General features: G+C 69.6%; 16 protein-coding genes. 4 read left to right on the plus strand and 12 right to left on the minus strand.

The features are described 5' to 3' along the window. Positions 1-58: 58 nt before the first annotated feature. The 9 genes from IE153_RS02245 to IE153_RS02285 form a co-directional block, all read right to left on the minus strand. Positions 59-1,327, minus strand: a complete 1,269-nt coding sequence (locus tag IE153_RS02245; protein ID WP_189587926.1) for a PLP-dependent aminotransferase family protein — start codon at positions 1,325-1,327, stop codon at positions 59-61. Positions 1,328-1,337: 10 nt separating this feature from the next. Beyond that, complete coding sequence (locus IE153_RS02250; protein WP_189587928.1) at positions 1,338-2,663, minus strand: PLP-dependent aminotransferase family protein; 1,326 nt, start codon at positions 2,661-2,663, stop codon at positions 1,338-1,340. Between the two features lie 70 nt (positions 2,664-2,733). Beyond that, positions 2,734-3,264, minus strand: coding sequence for a hypothetical protein (locus IE153_RS02255; RefSeq protein WP_189587930.1), 531 nt, complete (start codon positions 3,262-3,264; stop codon positions 2,734-2,736). A 35-nt stretch (positions 3,265-3,299) separates the two neighbouring features. Then, the gene (locus tag IE153_RS02260) at positions 3,300-3,932 is read right to left on the minus strand and encodes a class I SAM-dependent DNA methyltransferase (protein WP_189587932.1); all 633 of its coding nucleotides are present in this window, start codon (positions 3,930-3,932) and stop codon (positions 3,300-3,302) included. Between the two features lie 20 nt (positions 3,933-3,952). Next, on the minus strand, positions 3,953-4,501 hold the full coding sequence (locus tag IE153_RS02265; protein ID WP_189587933.1) for an aspartyl/asparaginyl beta-hydroxylase domain-containing protein: 549 nt from the start codon (positions 4,499-4,501) through the stop codon (positions 3,953-3,955). 151 nt (positions 4,502-4,652) lie between these two features. Next, positions 4,653-5,420: a helix-turn-helix transcriptional regulator gene (locus IE153_RS02270; RefSeq protein ID WP_229828661.1), complete on the minus strand. Its 768-nt coding sequence runs from the start codon at positions 5,418-5,420 to the stop codon at positions 4,653-4,655. A 441-nt stretch (positions 5,421-5,861) separates the two neighbouring features. Continuing rightward, complete coding sequence (locus tag IE153_RS02275) at positions 5,862-6,500, minus strand: sulfotransferase family protein (RefSeq protein ID WP_189587938.1); 639 nt, start codon at positions 6,498-6,500, stop codon at positions 5,862-5,864. After that, positions 6,497-7,279, minus strand: a complete 783-nt coding sequence (locus IE153_RS02280) for a 3'(2'),5'-bisphosphate nucleotidase CysQ (protein ID WP_229828664.1) — start codon at positions 7,277-7,279, stop codon at positions 6,497-6,499. Before IE153_RS02280 ends, IE153_RS02275 begins: the two co-directional genes overlap by 4 nt. A 5-nt stretch (positions 7,280-7,284) precedes the next feature. Beyond that, positions 7,285-8,337, minus strand: coding sequence for a beta-ketoacyl-[acyl-carrier-protein] synthase family protein (locus IE153_RS02285; RefSeq protein ID WP_189587941.1), 1,053 nt, complete (start codon positions 8,335-8,337; stop codon positions 7,285-7,287). Positions 8,338-8,641: 304 nt separating this feature from the next. Between IE153_RS02285 and IE153_RS02290 the strand changes: the two genes are divergently transcribed. The 3 genes from IE153_RS02290 (at position 8,642) to argB (ending at position 12,580) form a co-directional block, all read left to right on the plus strand. Beyond that, positions 8,642-9,901, plus strand: a complete 1,260-nt coding sequence (locus IE153_RS02290) for a hydroxymethylglutaryl-CoA synthase (RefSeq protein WP_189587943.1) — start codon at positions 8,642-8,644, stop codon at positions 9,899-9,901. A 97-nt stretch (positions 9,902-9,998) separates the two neighbouring features. Next, positions 9,999-11,459 (plus strand): arylsulfotransferase family protein, encoded by a 1,461-nt coding sequence (locus IE153_RS02295; RefSeq protein WP_189587945.1) that lies wholly within the window; start codon positions 9,999-10,001, stop codon positions 11,457-11,459. A gap of 215 nt (positions 11,460-11,674) precedes the next feature. Next, on the plus strand, positions 11,675-12,580 hold the full coding sequence (gene argB / locus IE153_RS02300) for an acetylglutamate kinase (RefSeq protein WP_189587947.1): 906 nt from the start codon (positions 11,675-11,677) through the stop codon (positions 12,578-12,580). Here argB and IE153_RS02305 read toward each other — a convergent pair. From IE153_RS02305 to IE153_RS02315, 3 genes are all read right to left on the minus strand, one after another. Further along, positions 12,567-13,025, minus strand: coding sequence for a GNAT family N-acetyltransferase (locus IE153_RS02305; protein WP_229828667.1), 459 nt, complete (start codon positions 13,023-13,025; stop codon positions 12,567-12,569). The two genes, argB and IE153_RS02305, sit on opposite strands and share 14 nt — an antisense overlap. A gap of 93 nt (positions 13,026-13,118) precedes the next feature. Further along, the gene (locus IE153_RS02310; RefSeq protein WP_189587951.1) at positions 13,119-14,693 is read right to left on the minus strand and encodes an amidohydrolase; all 1,575 of its coding nucleotides are present in this window, start codon (positions 14,691-14,693) and stop codon (positions 13,119-13,121) included. An 8-nt stretch (positions 14,694-14,701) separates the two neighbouring features. After that, positions 14,702-14,914, minus strand: coding sequence for an MbtH family protein (locus tag IE153_RS02315; protein WP_189587953.1), 213 nt, complete (start codon positions 14,912-14,914; stop codon positions 14,702-14,704). Positions 14,915-15,008: 94 nt separating this feature from the next. On the opposite strand from IE153_RS02315, the gene IE153_RS02320 reads away from it, so the two are divergent. Next, positions 15,009-16,115 carry an alpha/beta hydrolase-fold protein gene (locus IE153_RS02320; RefSeq protein WP_189587955.1) on the plus strand — a complete coding sequence of 369 codons (1,107 nt, stop codon included), beginning with the start codon at positions 15,009-15,011 and terminating at the stop codon, positions 16,113-16,115. The last annotated feature ends 123 nt before the right edge of the window (positions 16,116-16,238 follow it).

The following is a 16,238-nucleotide window of genomic DNA, read 5'->3' on the forward strand; positions in this document are numbered from 1 at the left end:
GACAGCGATCGGCCACGTCCCGTCCCGGCACGACCGCGGGGACACTCGGTCAGCATGTTCACAGCCCGGCCTCCACTTTCAGCTTCTCCGGATCGGTGTAGAAGGGGGCCCCGAACCGCCCGCGGATCTCACTCACGGTGTGCGGTCCGAGCGCTCGCTCTCTCGCCGTGACCAGGGCGCCCGCGAGTTCCTCAATCGCCTGCGGGCCCGCGCCCTCGAAGGTGACCTCGTTCGAGCCGAGGCGCAGGTGCACGCCGGACATCCCCGGCATCGACGACTGCAGGTTGACGCGGATACCCACCTCGGCCAGCCTGTTCGACAGCGTGTAGGCGTCTGCCACACCGTCCAGTTCCACCCACACCTGGTGCGTGTCCGTGTATCCGGTGCCGCTGTCGCCGTAGACCCGGAATCCCGCTTCGGCCAGAGCGCCGGCGAGTTGTCGCGCGTTGTCGTTCGTCGCCCGGGCGTAGTCCCCCATCCGGTCCTCGACCTCCAGCGCCGCCAGGGACAGCGCCAGCGTCTCCGCGAAGTGGTGGCTGCTGACCAGGTCGAACTGGGCCGATCGCAGACTCTCGTCGATGTCCTCGGCGTTGGTGAAAATCACTCCCTTGTGGGGCCCGGGGAACGACTTGTGGGTCGATCCGCCGTAGGCGTCGGCCCCGCAGTCCAGAGGGTTGTCCAAGAGACCGCCGAGGACGAGGCCCAGGTAGTGGCTGGCGTCGACGTACAGCCGCGTGCCCGGGCTCACCTCCCTGATGACGTCCGACATCAGGCGGAAGTCCGGCACCCTGACGCAGTTCTGCACGTCCACATAGACGAGCTCCACGTCCCCGGGTGCGAGCACCTCCGCAAATTCCGACTCGTCGACCTCCCCGTCCTTGCAGTGGAGCAATCGGGATCGTCGGCCCATTCGGCCGAGCAGCGCCGGGGTGGCGTAGTGGCCGCCGGAGTTCTGGTCGACGCTCACCACGGTCGATCCGGGTCCCGACAGGGCGGCGACGGTGAGGATCATCGCGCTCATGCCTGATATCGGGCGCACGTTGCAGAAGCGCGCCGAGGCCATCCGTCGCAGCGCCGCGGCCCCGAGCGCCTCGATGTGCGCGATGTCCTCTCCGCCCCGGAACTCCCAGAACAGCGGATCGCCGTCGGTGTTGAAGAAGTACCGGTTGTAGAAATCGGATGCCAGTGGCAGCGACGCCAAGGGCGAGATCCGGTTCTCACTGGGCACGAGGTTGAGTGCGTGTGCCGCCCGCCGGTCGGCGTCGGCTATCGCCCTGACCAGCATCAGCGGGTCGGCGTCCGCAGACGTCTTTCCACCAGCCCCCATCGTCACCTCATCACCTCAATGCCGTTGCAAGGATGTCCACGGTGCCGAGGGCATCCGGCTCCGCGACCGAACAGTTGAACCGCACCCACGGGCGCGTGCTGTCGTACAGGGCCGTCCACGGCTCGTCGCTTCCCCCGAAGATCGCTGCCGGGTTGAGCTTGAGTCCCCTCTCCCGGCCGACCCGGTTGCACCACTGCACGGCGCCCTCCGGCCCGTCGACCCGTACCGGCAGCGGAAGGAACAGGGAGTAGCCGGTCTCCGGGCGCCGGGCGGTGGCATCGATCCCCAGCGGGGCCAGCCGGTCCTGGTAGATCTGCAGGACTGTCTCGTAGTGGCGGGCCATACCGATCAGGTAGCGGTCGAGGGCGTCGACGACGGGCGTCTGCCACAGCAGCCGCTCGAGCGGGTCGCCGGTGGCAGGCCGACTCGACGTGACCTCGGGTGGGACCAGCGAGGACTCCTGCGCCGCGACGCCCCTCGCTCGCGACGCCCGCGCGCACATGAGCGCGACGTACAGGGCGATCACGCTGGTGGACAGCGGATTCAGCGAGTAGCAGCGCTCGAACCGGTCCGCCTCCAGGTACCGCCTGAGGCCGGGCTCTTTGGTGATCAGCAGGCCCGCGCGCAGTCCGGGGACCGACAGGTCCTTGCTCGCGGTCAGCATGACGCAGCCCCTGCCGAGATCGACGTCCCGGACGGCGTCGAGCAGATGCCGGTCGTCCACTGCGGTCCCGGGTCCGGGCGCCGCGGACACCTGGAACACCGAGTCGATGATCCGGAAGCCGTCGTCGGCACCGTCCGGCAGCCGGAAGCGCCGGCCGGTCACGCCGTTCGGCACGATGTCGACCAGGGCCTGCGGCGAGCCCGGCCGAGTGACGTGCAGAGCGCCGTCACCGTTGTAGTGGGCGTGGACCGGCATCCCCCAGCGCCGGGCGGACTGTTCGAAGGCGTAGTAGCAGGGCAGCGGCAGTACGTACCCGTACCCGCGCCCCGAGAGGTACCCGGTGACCACGCTGATCGCCTCGGTGGACCCGGACATGACGAACACGTCCTCCGGCTCGATGTCCGGGCGACCCAGCCACGTTCCGACCAGCGCGCTGATCAGCTGCCGGTCGCTGCCGTCGAACTCGGTCGAGTAGTCCGTCATGCGCTGCTGCGCGAACAGCACCGTGACCAGTCCGCGGATCTGCGCCACCAGCTCCGGCGCGGCCGGATACATGTTGCGGCCGTACCCGATCTGGCGCGTGGTGCTGACCCCGTTCCGCAGACGCCGGTACGCGACCACGCACTCGGCGTCGCGGATCTCCGCCGCGATGTCCTCCGCACACGTCGTCATGAGGGCCGCTCACTGCTGCGGCGCCGCCGGGCGGCCCGGCTGGTCGGGGGCGAGGACTCGGCCGGCGTCCTCATGTCGCCGTCCCCGCCGCGACCAGAGGTGTCATCGCCCGGGTGATCGACGCGGCCACCCACTCGGCGGTCGCGTCCGGTACCAGATCGATCCAGCGGTCGACCGGCGCTTGCGGGTCCTCGACGAACTCCAGGTACTCGTCCAGACGCTCCAACTGCCAGTTTCGCACGCGGTGGTAGTCCGCCGAACCCTTCTCGAAGAACGAGAAGGTGTCCGCGAGGCGCTCGCACTGCTCCCGGGAAGACCGCAGGCCCACGACCTGTACCGCTTCTCCCTGGAGGGTGATGCCGGTCCGCACCCTGGACAGGCGCTTGCTGGAGTGGATGTTCATCGGTGCCAGCACGTCGGTGCCGTTGCGGCGTCGTGCGGTGTGCACGCACAACGCCGTGAACAGCCCTTCCCAGACGGTGTCCTCCTGGAAGTTGTCCGGCAGGTCGGAACGGAACTCCATCAGGGCGAATCCCAACTGCTCTCCGTCGACGGCCTCCACACCGCTGAACCGGTCGGCGACCGATCGCGCGATGTCCATCCTCGGCAGCGCCCAAGGGCCCGTGATGACGATGATCACCGGCTCACCCGGAACAGCACGTGGATGTCCTTGTCCTCGGTCGCCAGATCCGACCGGTTGGAGATGCTCGACCACGTCGTCCGTGCGAATCCGTGCCGTGCAAACTCGTCACGCAGCACGTTGGGGTGCCAGCCGCCGAATCCGGGCAGGTCCTTCCCCGCCTCCTGGAAGTCACCCTTCGGGCGACCGTCCCACACCGTTTCGACGGCCACCCACACCGCGGACTGCGTGGTCTGCTCACGCACCACCTCGGCGAGCCGGCCGGGGTCCGCCACGGTCCACAGCATGTTCCGGGAGAACACCGCGTCGTACCGGCCGCCGACGTCCTGCGCGGCGAGCGTCGAAAAGGTGACCGCTGGTCCGGCCCCACGCCCGAGTGCCTTCGCTCGCGCCCGCTCGATCATCCGCTGCGAGGTGTCGACACCATGGACGTCGAATCCCAGTTCCGCCAACAGCAACGAGTACGTGCCCGTACCGCAACCGATGTCGAGAAGGCGTCCCGTGCGAACGGGGTAGACCTCCGCCAGCAGCGACCTCCACGCTGCTGCCTGTTCGTGCGTCAGCGAATTGCCCGGTGTTTCGTCATAACGTTCGGCGCGGCGGTCCCAATGCGCCACCAAGTTCGTCAACGCCCTGACCCCTTCGGCCGCTACTTCGGCTTGCCGTCCGTCCCGAAAACGATGTGGATCCGCATGTCGTCCCCACCGTTGAACGCGCTGTGCAGTTGCCGCGTATCGACGTAGTACAGGTTTCCGTCGGCGGGAATCTGCAGCACCTTGTCGTGCTCGATGAACACGAACCGCGCATGCTCGCTCGTGGTGACGGCGAGGTGGTACCGCGGCGTCATGTCCCGGTGAACCGAATAGCAGTACTTCGGGTCCAGCGCCATGATCCTCGTGCGAATGGGCTTGAACGGAAGACGATCGAACACCTCACCCAGGTACGTGTCCCGGAGTTCGGCGTGCACTTCGGTGAAGTCGGAATCCGAGGAGATCAATGACTGCCTCTGGCACCCCTCGTACCACGGGTCCGTCGCCCCCGTCCGATGCTGGAGCGCCAACTGCCGTGTCCCCTCGAAGACGAGGGGATGCCTTTCCAACAGGCTCGTGACGGATTCCTGGAGCTTGTCGGGGTCGATGTCGAGATCGGTCCTGGACGTGAGTGCTGTCACGAAACAAGCCTTTCGACGGCCGGGCACAGCGGCGCACCTTCTCTGCCGCTCGCCGTGTAATTCTCTACGGGAATGGACGGGCCGATCCGTCAACCGTGAAACGGGGATCGACTTCCCTGTGCCACTTGATTTTTCCGGCCACCCGGGAACTTGTCATTGCCCTGAGGCGACCATCTGGTTAGCCGATCGCGTCCCGGCGTAACCAGTCGTCGCGAAATCTGCCCGGCGGCACGCCGTAACGGGCACGGAACACCCGGCTGAAATCGGAAGGTTGCGCAAAACCGTTCCGCAGGCCGATCTCCCGGATCGGCGCCGACCTCAGCTTCACGTCGCAGAGGTCACGCCGGCTGTTGTCGAGCCGCCGCTGCCGTATCCAGTCCGACGGCGTGACGCCCTCCGCCTTGAACAGACGTTGCAGGTAGCGGATGGAGATGTGGTGCGCCGAGGCGACCAGGCTCGGTGTGAGGTCGGGATCGCCCAGGTTGCGGTCGATGAAGCCACGGATGCGTCTCATGAGCTCCTGCTGCTGTGTCTGCGCGCTCGTCTCGCCCGCGTCGGCGAAGCGCGCCTCCAGCACCGCTGCCGCCAGGTGCAGGGCGGCGTCGCCGAGCCGGACCACCTCCGATGCGCTCAGTTCGGACGCCCGGGTGGCGACCTCGACGAGGAACGCACGGAGCAGCGGCCCCGATCCCACGGCATCGCAGATCTCGGGTTGCGACGGGTCGGTGTCCGGTTGTGCCATCGGTACCGCCGAGCCCGGGAAGAGCATCACGGCCGCCTCGGCCGTCGGGTTGCCCGGCGTCGGGCCGATGCGCAACGGCTGCCAGGTGTCGCACAGGGCCACCACCTCGTCCTGGACGACGAGTTCGCGCTCGGCTCGCGCAACCCTGATCTCGCCGCACGCACTCAGGACGAGGGCGCGCTGTCCGGGTTCCGCATCCAGCACGTGCGGACCGGTGCCGACCGTGCTGAACCGGATCCGGTGCGCCGTGACACTGCCCAGCTCGACGGTCTGCAGGACCGGACGCTTGCGGAATGCGGGATTCTGGTATCTGGTCTCACTCCCGCGCCGCGTCGACGGGGCGCACGCGGATCCGCCCGCCGCCCATCTGGCTCCCCCGTGGCCCGGGCCGGCTAACGGCACCCACTCACGGCGTCGCAACATGGCAAAACCCCCGTTCTGGAGAATACTCCGGTTCGTCAGTGAGGCCGCCGCGTGCGTAACCCGATTCAGCCAGCCACGCCGCACATCCAGACATTTCGGCGACCGTTGACGAAGATCGTGAATCTTCAGAAAATTTGCTGGTCAGCTGAGTCGCTTCATTAGTACGACATGAAACGGAACGGCCTCCACTTCCTTTGCGCCAATCCTGCGGTCCGCCTCATGTCAGCGCGGGTCGCCGCGGTGTGCGAGGCGCCGGCTGAGCAACTCCTGGAATTGGGCACGGTCATTGAGGTGCGGAAAGGCGGCGTCGGACGGCACCGGCCTGCCGAGGAACGCGCACAGCGGCTCCCATCCCTGGCGGACGTCGTAGACGAGCAGCCGGTCGGCCGGAACCGCGGCACGGACCCTGCGGTTGTGTTCCTCGAACACGGCGATGGCATGGGCCCGGTCGTCGAGGCGTCCGTCGAAGGTGCGGGCGGTGATGCGCCGGACCAGTTCGAGGTACTCCCCGAGTTCCGGGTCGTCGGACTCGGCGGACCACAACGGCGCCAGCGTCTGCTGGAAGCTGTCGTACCACCCTTCCGGATCCCGCACGGTCAGCAGTATCTTCGCCTCCGGGTACTCCTTGGCCAGCGTCTCCCAGTAGTCGCATCCCGGCCAGTCCACGGTGGACCGGTACCGGGCGAAGATCTCCGCCCAGTCGACCTGCTCGCCCCGACCGACCGCATTCCACAGGCGCAGGTGCCCGGGTTCCTCGAAGGCGGTCAGCATGTGGTAGCAGGGCCCGAGACCGAGCGTCTCCAGGGCGGCCTTCACCGACAGCGTCCCCGTGCGGCCGAAACCGGCTCCGATGATCTTCATGACGTCCTTTCAGCAGTTGCGGTGGCCGAGATCGCGGCGAGAAGCCGGTCCCGGAGTTCCGGCCGGCACACCACCAGATCCGGAAGCCAGGCGTCGGGCTGGTTGTAGACCAGCGGGCTGCCGTCGAGCCGCGAGGCGTGACACCGGGCCGCCCGGGCCACGGCGACCGGGGCAGCGGAGTCCCATTCGTACTGCCCACCGCCGTGGACGTAGGCGTCCACGGCGCCGAGTACGACCGCACCGATCTTCACGCCGGCCGAACCCATCGGGACCAGTTCCGCGTCCAGCTCGGTCGCCAACCCCTGCACCAGGGCGGGGGCTCTGGTCCGGCTCACGGCGAGCCGCAGTGAGCCGTTGCGGGCCGCCCCGCGTTCCGCGAGCCTCGCTCCGGCCGTGCTCAGCACCTGACCCCGGGCCGGCATGGCCACGGCACCGGCCGCGAGTTCCCCGTCCTGCCACAGTGCGACGTGCACCGCCCAGTCGGTCCGGCCGCGTTCCGCGTACTCCCGCGTCCCGTCGAGCGGGTCGATGATCCACACGCGGGGGCAGGTCAGGCGTCCGGCGTCGTCTGCTCCCTCCTCGGAGAGGACCGCGTCGTCGGGGCGGTGCCGTTCCAGCTCCCCCAGCAGGTACTCGTGCGACCGCCGGTCACCGAGTGCCCTCAGCGCGGCGGGATCATCGAAGCCGGTCTCCTCACGGAGAGCGCACAGCACACGCCCGGCGGCGGTGGCCAACCGGACGGCGAGTTCATGGTCTACCGCCGCAAGCCCTCGTGACACGGGACCTACCCTTCTTCCGTAGTCGGAGCGCGCCATACGCCACGCGCGCAGGTGGCGGCGAAGCCGGGCCCGAACGCGATGATGAGTCCTTCGGCCCCGTCCGGCGGTGGCGTCGCATGGCTCCGGCCCAGCACGTCCAGGACCGCGTTGCCGCCGAGGTTCCCGTTCTCCTCCAGCGAGGCGAACGAATGCCGGCTGTTCTCCGTGCCGAGTCCCAGCGCCGCGGTGACCTCGGAGATGATCCGCGGGCCGCCGGGGTGGACCACGGCGAAATCCGGCCGCCAGGACCCGAGCCACCCGAGGACCGCCGGGAGGACCTCCCGGGGTGCGCCGAGCGCCTTTCTCGTCGACCTGAAGTGCGCTCCGGCGGCGTCCACCTCGCCCCAGTAGCGGTCCAGCGAGTCCGGCAGGACGTACTCGAACGTGGACTCGATGGCGAAGCCCGGTTCCAACGGCAGATCGCTGACGACGCAGGCGCCCGCGGAGTCACCGAAGAGCACCTTGTAGATCATGCTTTCGATGGTGTCCTCGTGCGCGTGGTAGGTGGTGGACAGCACTTCCGCCACGACCACCAGGACCTTGCCGCCGGGCCGTGCCCCGAGGAGGTCCGCCGCCCGGACGAGGGCCTGTGCTCCGCCGGCACACGCCAACGACGTGAGGGCGATGCGGGACACGTCCGGTCGGAGACCGAGCACCTCGACGAGGTGGGTGTCGAGGTTCGGCAGCGTCCATGAGGTGGTGTGGCTGGTGACGATGGCATCGATGTCATCGGCGGCGAGTCCGGTCGCCGCAAGCGCGCTTCGCGCGGCGCCGACGGCCATGTCGCAGGCGTCGGCGAACGCGGTCCGGCTGCGCCGCGCCACCCCGGTGTCCTCGACCACCTCCGCCAAGGGGCGGCTGAAGTACCTGGTCGCAACGCCACTTCCGGTCATACAGCGCAGGAAGGCCCCCAGTCGTGGATGCTCCGGCATGCGGTCGCGGATCTCGGCACAGATCTCAGCTGTGGTGACCTTGTTGCCGGCCATCACCGTGACCGGCTTCGCAACGTGTACGGTCATTCCCCCTCCACGAGCAGACCGTCACATCCTGCATCTCTCGTAACAGCCCCGTCATTGACAGAACGCGACCGATCAATTGACCTCGCGCGCCAAGCAGCTCGAAGCGACCGGAATACGCGGAACCCGTCCGAGGTACGCTCACGTCGCTCAGGTCCAGCAGCCCGGCCGACCTCAAGCAAACGGCCGGAAAGAGAATTGCGCGCACCGCGCACCACATGGGCCGCGATCTTCCCGCGAGCACACGTCGGCGGCAGCCGCATGACCACTTCGGGACTACGAGACAGCAAAGGTCGGTGTTGAGGACATGGTCAGCGATCCCGCCATCGGAATTCACGATCTGTCGTTTTCCACAACTGAATTCGTCCTGCCGCACGCGACACTCGCCGATCACAACGGCACCGAAATCGGCAAATACCATGTGGGTCTCGGCCAGCAGTCGATGAGCGTGCCCGCCGCCGACGAGGACATCGTCACGATGGGAGCGACCGCCGCCGAGCCGATCATCACCCGGCATGGCAGCGACCGTGTCCGCACGGTCGTGTTCGCGACGGAGTCGTCGATCGACCAGGCGAAGTCGGCCGGTGTGTACGTGCATTCGCTGCTGGGGCTCCCGTCGGCCACCAGGGTCGTCGAACTGAAACAGGCCTGCTACGGGGCGACTGCGGCCCTGCAGTTCGCCGTCGGGCTCGTGCGCCGCGATCCCGTCCAGCAGGTCCTCGTGATCGCGAGCGACATCTCCAAGTACGACCTGGACAGCCCGGGTGAAGCGACCCAGGGCGCGGCGGCGGTGGCCATGCTGGTGGGCTCCAACCCTGCCCTGGTACGCATCGAGGAGCCGTCGGGCCTGTTCACCGCCGACGTCATGGACTTCTGGCGCCCGAACTACCGTGACGCCGCGCTGGTCGACGGCCAGGAGTCCGTCGACGCCTACCTGAGGGCGGTGCTGGGCACCTGGAAGGACTACGCGGAGCAAGACGGCCGCCCCCTCGACGAGTTCACCGCGTTCTGCTATCACCAGCCCTACGCGAAAATGGCCTACAAGGCGCATCGCCACCTGCTCCACCACTGCGAACGACACAGCGGCGAGGCGGCGGTGGCCCGAGCCGTCGGGCGGACCACCGCCTACAACACTGCCATCGGCAACAGCTACACGGCGTCGGTCTACCTCGCCCTCGCCGCGCTGCTCGACGAGGCGGACGATCTGACCGGTCGGCCCATCGGCTTCATGAGCTACGGCTCCGGAAGCGTCGCCGAGTTCTTCGGCGGCACCCTCGCCCCCGGATACCGGGAACACCTGCGAACCACGGCCCACCGAGGGGCCGTCGACCGGCGGCGGCCGGTCGACTATGCGACCTACCGCGAGCTGCATGAGCGATCCTTCCCGGCGGACGGCGGGGATCACCCCACCCCGTCCCAGACGACCGGGTCCTTTCGACTGGCGGGGCTGCGCGGCCACCAGCGTGTCTACGAGCGGCGGGCGGCCGACTCCGCGCGCAGCTCGGCCGAGGCCGGCTTCCGGCGCCTGCGGCCCGACGGCCACCGCCCGGCAACCGCCCACTCCTGACCGTCCACGTTCGAAGGAGATGACTGTCTTGGTCCGGACGAGAACGAGAGCCGCGTCCCGGCTCTCGAGAAGCGCGCAACGCGCATGTGCCTTGCTCGTGACGGCCGTGCTGGCCCTGTCGCTGGGCAGCGCTCCGGGGGCGTCAGCGGAATCCCCCTCACTCCCCGGCCACCCCTTGTCACTGGTGACCCGGCCCGATCTTCTCCCGCCGGCCATCACCGTGGGCAAGTCCGCACCGGGAACGGCACCGGGCTACGTCTTCCTCGCGCCGAAGACGGGCGACGTGCTCCAGGGGCCGGGCACCCTCCAGTCCGGGCCGATGATCGTGGACGACAGAGGTGAGCCCGTGTGGTTCCTGCCTCGCGGCATCGGCGCCCTGAACTACGTCACGGCCTTCCAGCAGCAGACCTACCGAGAGGACCCCGTCCTCACCTGGTGGGAGGGCGCGCCGCTGCCGACGGGGGTCGGAGTCGGCTACTGGATCGTCATGGATCAGTCGTACCGGGAGATAGCCCGCATCAAGGCGGGCAGCGGGTATGCGGGAGCCGATCTCCACGACATGCAGATCACCCCTGACAACACCGCACTCGTTCTCATCGCTCAGCCGAAGCTGCACAACGGCGGCGGTGTTCCCCGCATGGTGATGGACAACATCATTCAGGAAGTCGACATCGCCTCCGGGAAGGTGCTCCACGAATGGAGCGGCCTCGATCACGTGGGCATCGACGAGTCCTATCTGTCCTCCATCCCGCTGCTGCCCTACGACTACCTGCACATCAACTCGATGTCCGTGGACACCGATGGGAACCTGCTCCTCAGTGGACGCAATACCCACACGGTGTACAAGGTCGATCGTCACAGCGGCAAGGTCATCTGGCGTCTCGGCGGCAAGAAGAGCGACTTCACCATGGCAGACGGCGCCTCCTTCGCCTGGCAGCACGATGTGAGCCGGGAAGCGGACGGCACCCTGTCCGTCTTCGACAATGCCGCCGCCGGCAGCATCGAGACGGGCGGCGGCGGGCAGTCGGAAAAGGTGTCACGTGCCGTGTTCCTGTCGGTCGACACCGATGCGAAGACCGCCAGGCTGGACAGGGCCTACACGAGTCCGGACGGACTGCTGTCGACGAGTCAGGGCAGCATGCAACTCCTCCCGAACGGAAACGTGTTGGTGGGATGGGGCTCCCACGGCTCCTACACCGAGTACGCGGACTCCGGCGAGGTCCTCATGAACGCCTCCTTCAAGGATCCGGTGGTGAATTCCTATCGCGCCCTCCGCTTCCCATGGCACGGCAGACCGACCGACCGCCCCGCCGTCGCCGGCCGGTCCGGCAGCAGCGGGATGACCGTCCACGCCAGTTGGAACGGAGCGACCGAGGTGGACTCCTGGAGGATCCTGGCAGGTGAAAGCCCGCAGGGTCTGAGTACGGTGAAGGAGGTCCGCAAAGACGGATTCGAGACCTCCGCCCCGGTGCCGGACCGGTCGCCGTACGTCGCGGTGCAGGCTCTCGACAGCGCGGGGCAGGTGATCGGCACCTCCAAGGCCGCACGGGTGCGCTGACGAGTCGTCGCGCGGCGGGCAGCAGGCGTACGGCGCCTCGCTGCCCGCATGGCGTTTGCCGCGCCCCCCCGGCAGGACGTGCTTTCAGGCGAGTACTTCACTGCCAAAGGATTTAGCTTAGGCTAACCTAATAATCCGTCGGCTGTCCTTCGCCGCCGACGCAGAGGCCGGCTTCTCCTTCGAGAACAGCGTTGCCGGCCTGGTCCGGCCCCGCCATGAAACGGAGTGACCGCGTGACCGTGACAGCCGCCCGAGCAGGGGACCCGTCCGCCCGGGCACTGTCCTGGCCCGAGGACCTGCGGGGCAGCGTGGTCGTCGTCAAGTTCGGCGGCAACGCCATGGTGGACCCGGGGCTTCAACTGACCTTCGCCCAGGACGTCGTGGAGTTGTGGCACGCGGGTCTGCGCCCGGTCGTCGTGCACGGCGGCGGGCCGCAGATCAGCGCGATGCTGGACCGGCTCGGCCTGGAGACCCGCTTCGAGGCGGGGCTGCGGGTGACCACGCCCGAGACCATGGACGTGGTGCGCATGGTGCTGACGGGGCGCGTGCAGCGGGAGCTGGTCGGGCACATCAACGCCCACGGCCCCTTCGCGGTGGGTCTGACCGGGGAGGACGCGCACACGATGACGGCCGTGCGGCGGCCGGCCCGGGTGGACGGCAGGGCGGTGGACATCGGCCTCGTCGGCGACGTCGTGGACGTCAATCCGGCCATGGTGCGCGCCCTGTTGGAGCAGGACCACATCCCCGTCGTCTCCCCCGTCGCACGCGGCGCGGACGGTCAGGTCTACAACGTGAACGCCGATCTCGCGGCGGCCGCCCTCGCCGTCTCACTCGATGCCGAGCGGCTGGTGATGCTCACCGACGTCGAGGGGCTGTACGCGGACTGGCCGCGCAGCACCGAGGTGATCGGGCATCTGACGGCCCGGGAGCTGGACGGTCTGCTGCCCGGGCTGGCGAGCGGGATGCTGCCGAAGATGGAGGGCTGTCTGCGGGCCGTCCGCGGCGGGGTGCGCAAGGCGCATGTGGTGGACGGACGCGTGCCGCACGCGGTGCTGCGCAGTGTGCTCGCCGGGACCAGCCCCGGCACCACCGTGGTTCCCGACGCCGTCACCACGTCCTGACCAGGACGCGTGCCCCGCGCCGCGGGTCCAGGGACTCCGCCCAGGGCCGTGGCGCACGGTGCGCGGTCGTGGGCGTGAAGCCGTAGCGGAGGAACAGTCCGGCGCCCCCGGTGGTCGCCGTGAACAGGGCGTCGAGCGACTGCGCGCGGGCCGCGGCGAGCACCGCGCGTAACAGCCCGGCGCCCGCTCCGCTCCCCTGCCGGTGCGCGGCCACGCAGAAGTTGTAGACGACGCCCGCGCGTTCGCGGCCCTCCCCCGGGTCGGCAGGGTAGGCGCGCAGGCCCACACAGCCGTCGAGGGTGCCGTCGGGAGCCTGGAGCACCAGGAAGTCGGCCGCGTGGGCGGCGTAGAGGGAGACGGGACGTTCGCGCAGTGCGCCCGAGCGCACGAAGGGCCGGGACAGGGCCGCGAGGGCGGCGGCCTCGTCGGGGCGGGCGGTACGCACGGTGGACGTCGGTACGACAAGGGCGTGCGGGAGCACGGCAGGGCGTGGCGTAGCCGTGGTCAAGGGGTTCCTTCCTCGGTTCCGGACCGGGGATCAGGCGCGCGGACGGCTCGGACGGCCGTCCACGTACGTCTCCACGACCTCGATGGCGCCGATGCGCGAGGTGTCGACGCTCCGGGGGTCGTCGGCGAGGACGACCAGGTCGGCGTGTTTGCCCGGGGTGAGAGAGCCCAGGCGGTCCTCCCAGTGGCAGGCGCGGGCGCCGGCGACGGTGTACGCGTGCAGGGCCTGGTCGACGGTGACGGCCTCGTCCGGGCCGATGAGCTGCCCGGAGCTGGAGGCGCGTTCGACCATGAACTGGACCGCGCGCAGGGGTGATCCGTCGGCGACGGGCCGGTCGGAGCTGCCCACCAGGGGAACGCCGTGGTCCAGGAAGGCCCGGCCCCGGTACATCCAGGGCGCCCGTTCCTCGCCCATGAGCGAGGCGTAGTCGTCGCCGAAGCAGCGCAGGAAGTTCGGCTGGACGACCGCGCTGACGCCGAGCAGCGCCATGCGCGGGAGCTGGTCGGGCCGGATCAGCCCGGCGTGTTCGATGCGGTGGCGTGCCTCGGGGCGGGGCCGGATCCGCTGGGCGCGCTCGATCGCGTCCAGGGCGATGTCGGCCGCGCGGTCGCCGATGGCGTGCACGGCGAGCTGCCAGCCGGCGAGGTGGCCGTCCACGATGAGGTCGGTGAGGACGGCCGGGTCGTCCTGCAACTGCCCGGCGTGGTCGAGTCCTTCGTACGGGCTGGTCAGCGCGGCCGTACGGGCCATCATGCCGCCGTCGGTGTAGACCTTCAGCGCGCCCACGGAGAGCCGGTCGTCGCCGAAGCCGGTGCGCAGGCCGAGGTCGAGGGCGCGAGGGATGCCGTCGGTCTCGTGCGCGGCGACCGGGCGCAGCCGGTCCGCGGACACCATGAGCTGCACCCGTAGCGGCAACAGACCCTTGTCCCGGGCGAGTTGGTAGGCGCCGAGTTCGACGGGGCTGTGACCGAAGAGGGTGCCGCCGATGCCCGCTTCGGCGCAGGCGGTGACGCCCTCGGTCAGACAGGTGCGGGCCGCGCGGCCGATCGCCTCGGCCAGGTCCTCCTGGGCGTGCGGAAGGCGCAGGGCGCGGGCGGCGCCCATGGCCTGCTCGGCGAGGAAGCCGTTCTCGTGCGGGATGCCGGCGGGGAGCAGGTCCAGGACGGCGGTGTTGACGACGCAGCCGTGCCCGGAGTCGTGCAGCAGGTAGAGCTTGCGTCCGTCGCTGACCCGGTCGAGTTCGGCGGCGGTCAGATGGCGGCCCAGGGCCCGCTGGTCGTAGCCGGCGATGCTCACCCAGTCGCCGGGGGCCCGGGTGCGGGCGACCGCGTCGGCCACGACCGCGAGCACGTCCTCGACGCGGGTGCGGCCCGCGATGCTCGGAGTGTTCTGCTTGAACCCGGTCCAGGCCAGGTGGACATGGGCGTCGATGAACCCCGGCAGCACGGTGGCGCCCTGCAGGTCGACGACCTCCCGGGCGGGCAGGGAGGTCACGGCCTCGTCGAGGCCCGCGATCCGGCCCTGCCAGATGCCCAGGTCATGAGCGACGGGGTGGCCCGGATCCATGGTGAGGAAACGGGCGTTGGTCAGCCTGGTGCACAGCATCGGCGGTATCAGGCGTCCTGGGACGCGGCGAGGGACCGGGGGCGCAGGTCCGTCCAGTGGGTCTCGACGTACTCCAGGCATGCCTCGCGGGTGTTCTCGGCGAAGGCGATCGCCCATCCGCCGGGGACCTCGGCGAAGGACGGCCAGAGGGAGTGCTGGCCCTCGTCGTTCACCAGGACGAGGAACCGGCCTTCGGTGTCGTCGAAGGGGTTGGTGCTCATGCGTCGCGCCTCCTCGAAGGGGCCAAGATTAGGTTAGGCTCGCCTAATTGACGGAGCTTAGCCTTTGCCCCTTCCCTCTCACAAGGAGACGCTCATGCGCGTGGCCGCGGCCGACAGTCAGGACGCGTTCGCCGGGTTCGGGCTGCCGGGCGCGCCCGGCGGTTCCGCGTTCTGGGCCGCTGTGGGGGCGCCCTCGTCGGTGCCCGCCGAGGGCGGCGGTTGGGTGACGCTGTTCCTGTGGCGCGGGTCGTCGCCGGTGACCGTCGAGTTCGAGAGCTGGTCGGAACCGGTCGCCCTGCGCCGCTGGCAGGCCACCGACTGCTGGTACGCCGAGGTGCGCATGCCCGAACGGCTGCGGGTGACGTACCGGTTCGTGGCGGGGGACGTCTTCCATGCCGACCCGTTCAACCCGGCCGGGGCGGGCGGCGAGCGGTCCATCGCCGCGACGCCGGACGCCCCGGAGCAGCCGCACTGGCCCGTCCTCGGGGCGGACGCGGTGCTGCCCCTGCCGCGGGCGCGGATCCGGTGGGCCAGTGAGCGGCTGGGCGGGCGGCGGACCGTGCGGGTGCATCCGGCGGGGGGCGGTGGGCCGGTGGTGCTGCTGCTCGACGGCGACGACTGGCTCCATCTGCATCCGGCCGTGACCGCGTTCGACTCGGCGGTGGCGGCGGGTGAGGTGCCGCCGGTCACTCTGGTCTTCCTGCCCGCCAAGGACCGGGTCGCCGAGCTCACGTGCCGGCCCGAGCTGTGGGAGGCGGTGCGGGACGAACTGCTGCCGCTGGTGGCGGAGTCGGACGTCCCTGCGGACCCGGAGCGGCTGGTGGTCGCCGGGCAGAGTCTCGGGGGGCTGAGTGCGGTGTACGCGGCGCTGGAGTTTCCCGAGTTGGTGTCGCGGGTGGCGTGTCAGTCGGGGTCGTTCTGGTGGACGCCGGGTGCCCTGGGGGCGGCTGATCCGTTGGGGGGCGCGGTCGGGGGTGTGATCGCCGAGCGGCTGCGGGCGGGGGTTGATCTGTCGGGGCTGCGGGTCGCGTTCGATGTCGGGGAGCACGAGGACCGGATGCTGCCGCATTGTGAGGTGATCGAGGGGCTGGTGGAGGGGGCCGGGGCGGCCGTGCGGGTGTCCCGGTCCGCGTCGGGGCATGATCGGGCGGGGTGGCGTCATGCGCTGCTCAGGGATGTCGGCTGGGCGCTTCGCGTGTAACGCCGTTGTCGGGTGCGGGTGCGTGGGGGCCGGTCGCGCAGTTCCCCGCGCCCCTTGAGGGCATGTCCCCCTGGCCCTTGAGAATCCACACGTGGACTCGGCGCACGGCGTCGGGTGCCGGTG

The organism is Streptomyces massasporeus (assembly GCF_014648995.1).
GTDB classification, from domain to species: Bacteria; Actinomycetota; Actinomycetes; order Streptomycetales; family Streptomycetaceae; genus Streptomyces; species Streptomyces massasporeus.

Coding starts and splice junctions, on each gene's coding strand:
- IE153_RS02320 (WP_189587955.1), top strand. CDS start 15,009: ATGCGCGTGGCCGCGGCCGACAGTCAGGACGCGTTCGCCGGGTTCGGG.
- IE153_RS02315 (WP_189587953.1), bottom strand. CDS start 14,914: ATGAGCACCAACCCCTTCGACGACACCGAAGGCCGGTTCCTCGTCCTG.
- IE153_RS02245 (WP_189587926.1), bottom strand. CDS start 1,327: ATGGGGGCTGGTGGAAAGACGTCTGCGGACGCCGACCCGCTGATGCTG.
- argB (WP_189587947.1), top strand. CDS start 11,675: ATGAAACGGAGTGACCGCGTGACCGTGACAGCCGCCCGAGCAGGGGAC.
- IE153_RS02310 (WP_189587951.1), bottom strand. CDS start 14,693: ATGCTGTGCACCAGGCTGACCAACGCCCGTTTCCTCACCATGGATCCG.
- IE153_RS02250 (WP_189587928.1), bottom strand. CDS start 2,663: ATGACGACGTGTGCGGAGGACATCGCGGCGGAGATCCGCGACGCCGAG.
- IE153_RS02275 (WP_189587938.1), bottom strand. CDS start 6,500: ATGAAGATCATCGGAGCCGGTTTCGGCCGCACGGGGACGCTGTCGGTG.
- IE153_RS02290 (WP_189587943.1), top strand. CDS start 8,642: ATGGTCAGCGATCCCGCCATCGGAATTCACGATCTGTCGTTTTCCACA.
- IE153_RS02285 (WP_189587941.1), bottom strand. CDS start 8,337: ATGACCGTACACGTTGCGAAGCCGGTCACGGTGATGGCCGGCAACAAG.
- IE153_RS02255 (WP_189587930.1), bottom strand. CDS start 3,264: ATGGACATCGCGCGATCGGTCGCCGACCGGTTCAGCGGTGTGGAGGCC.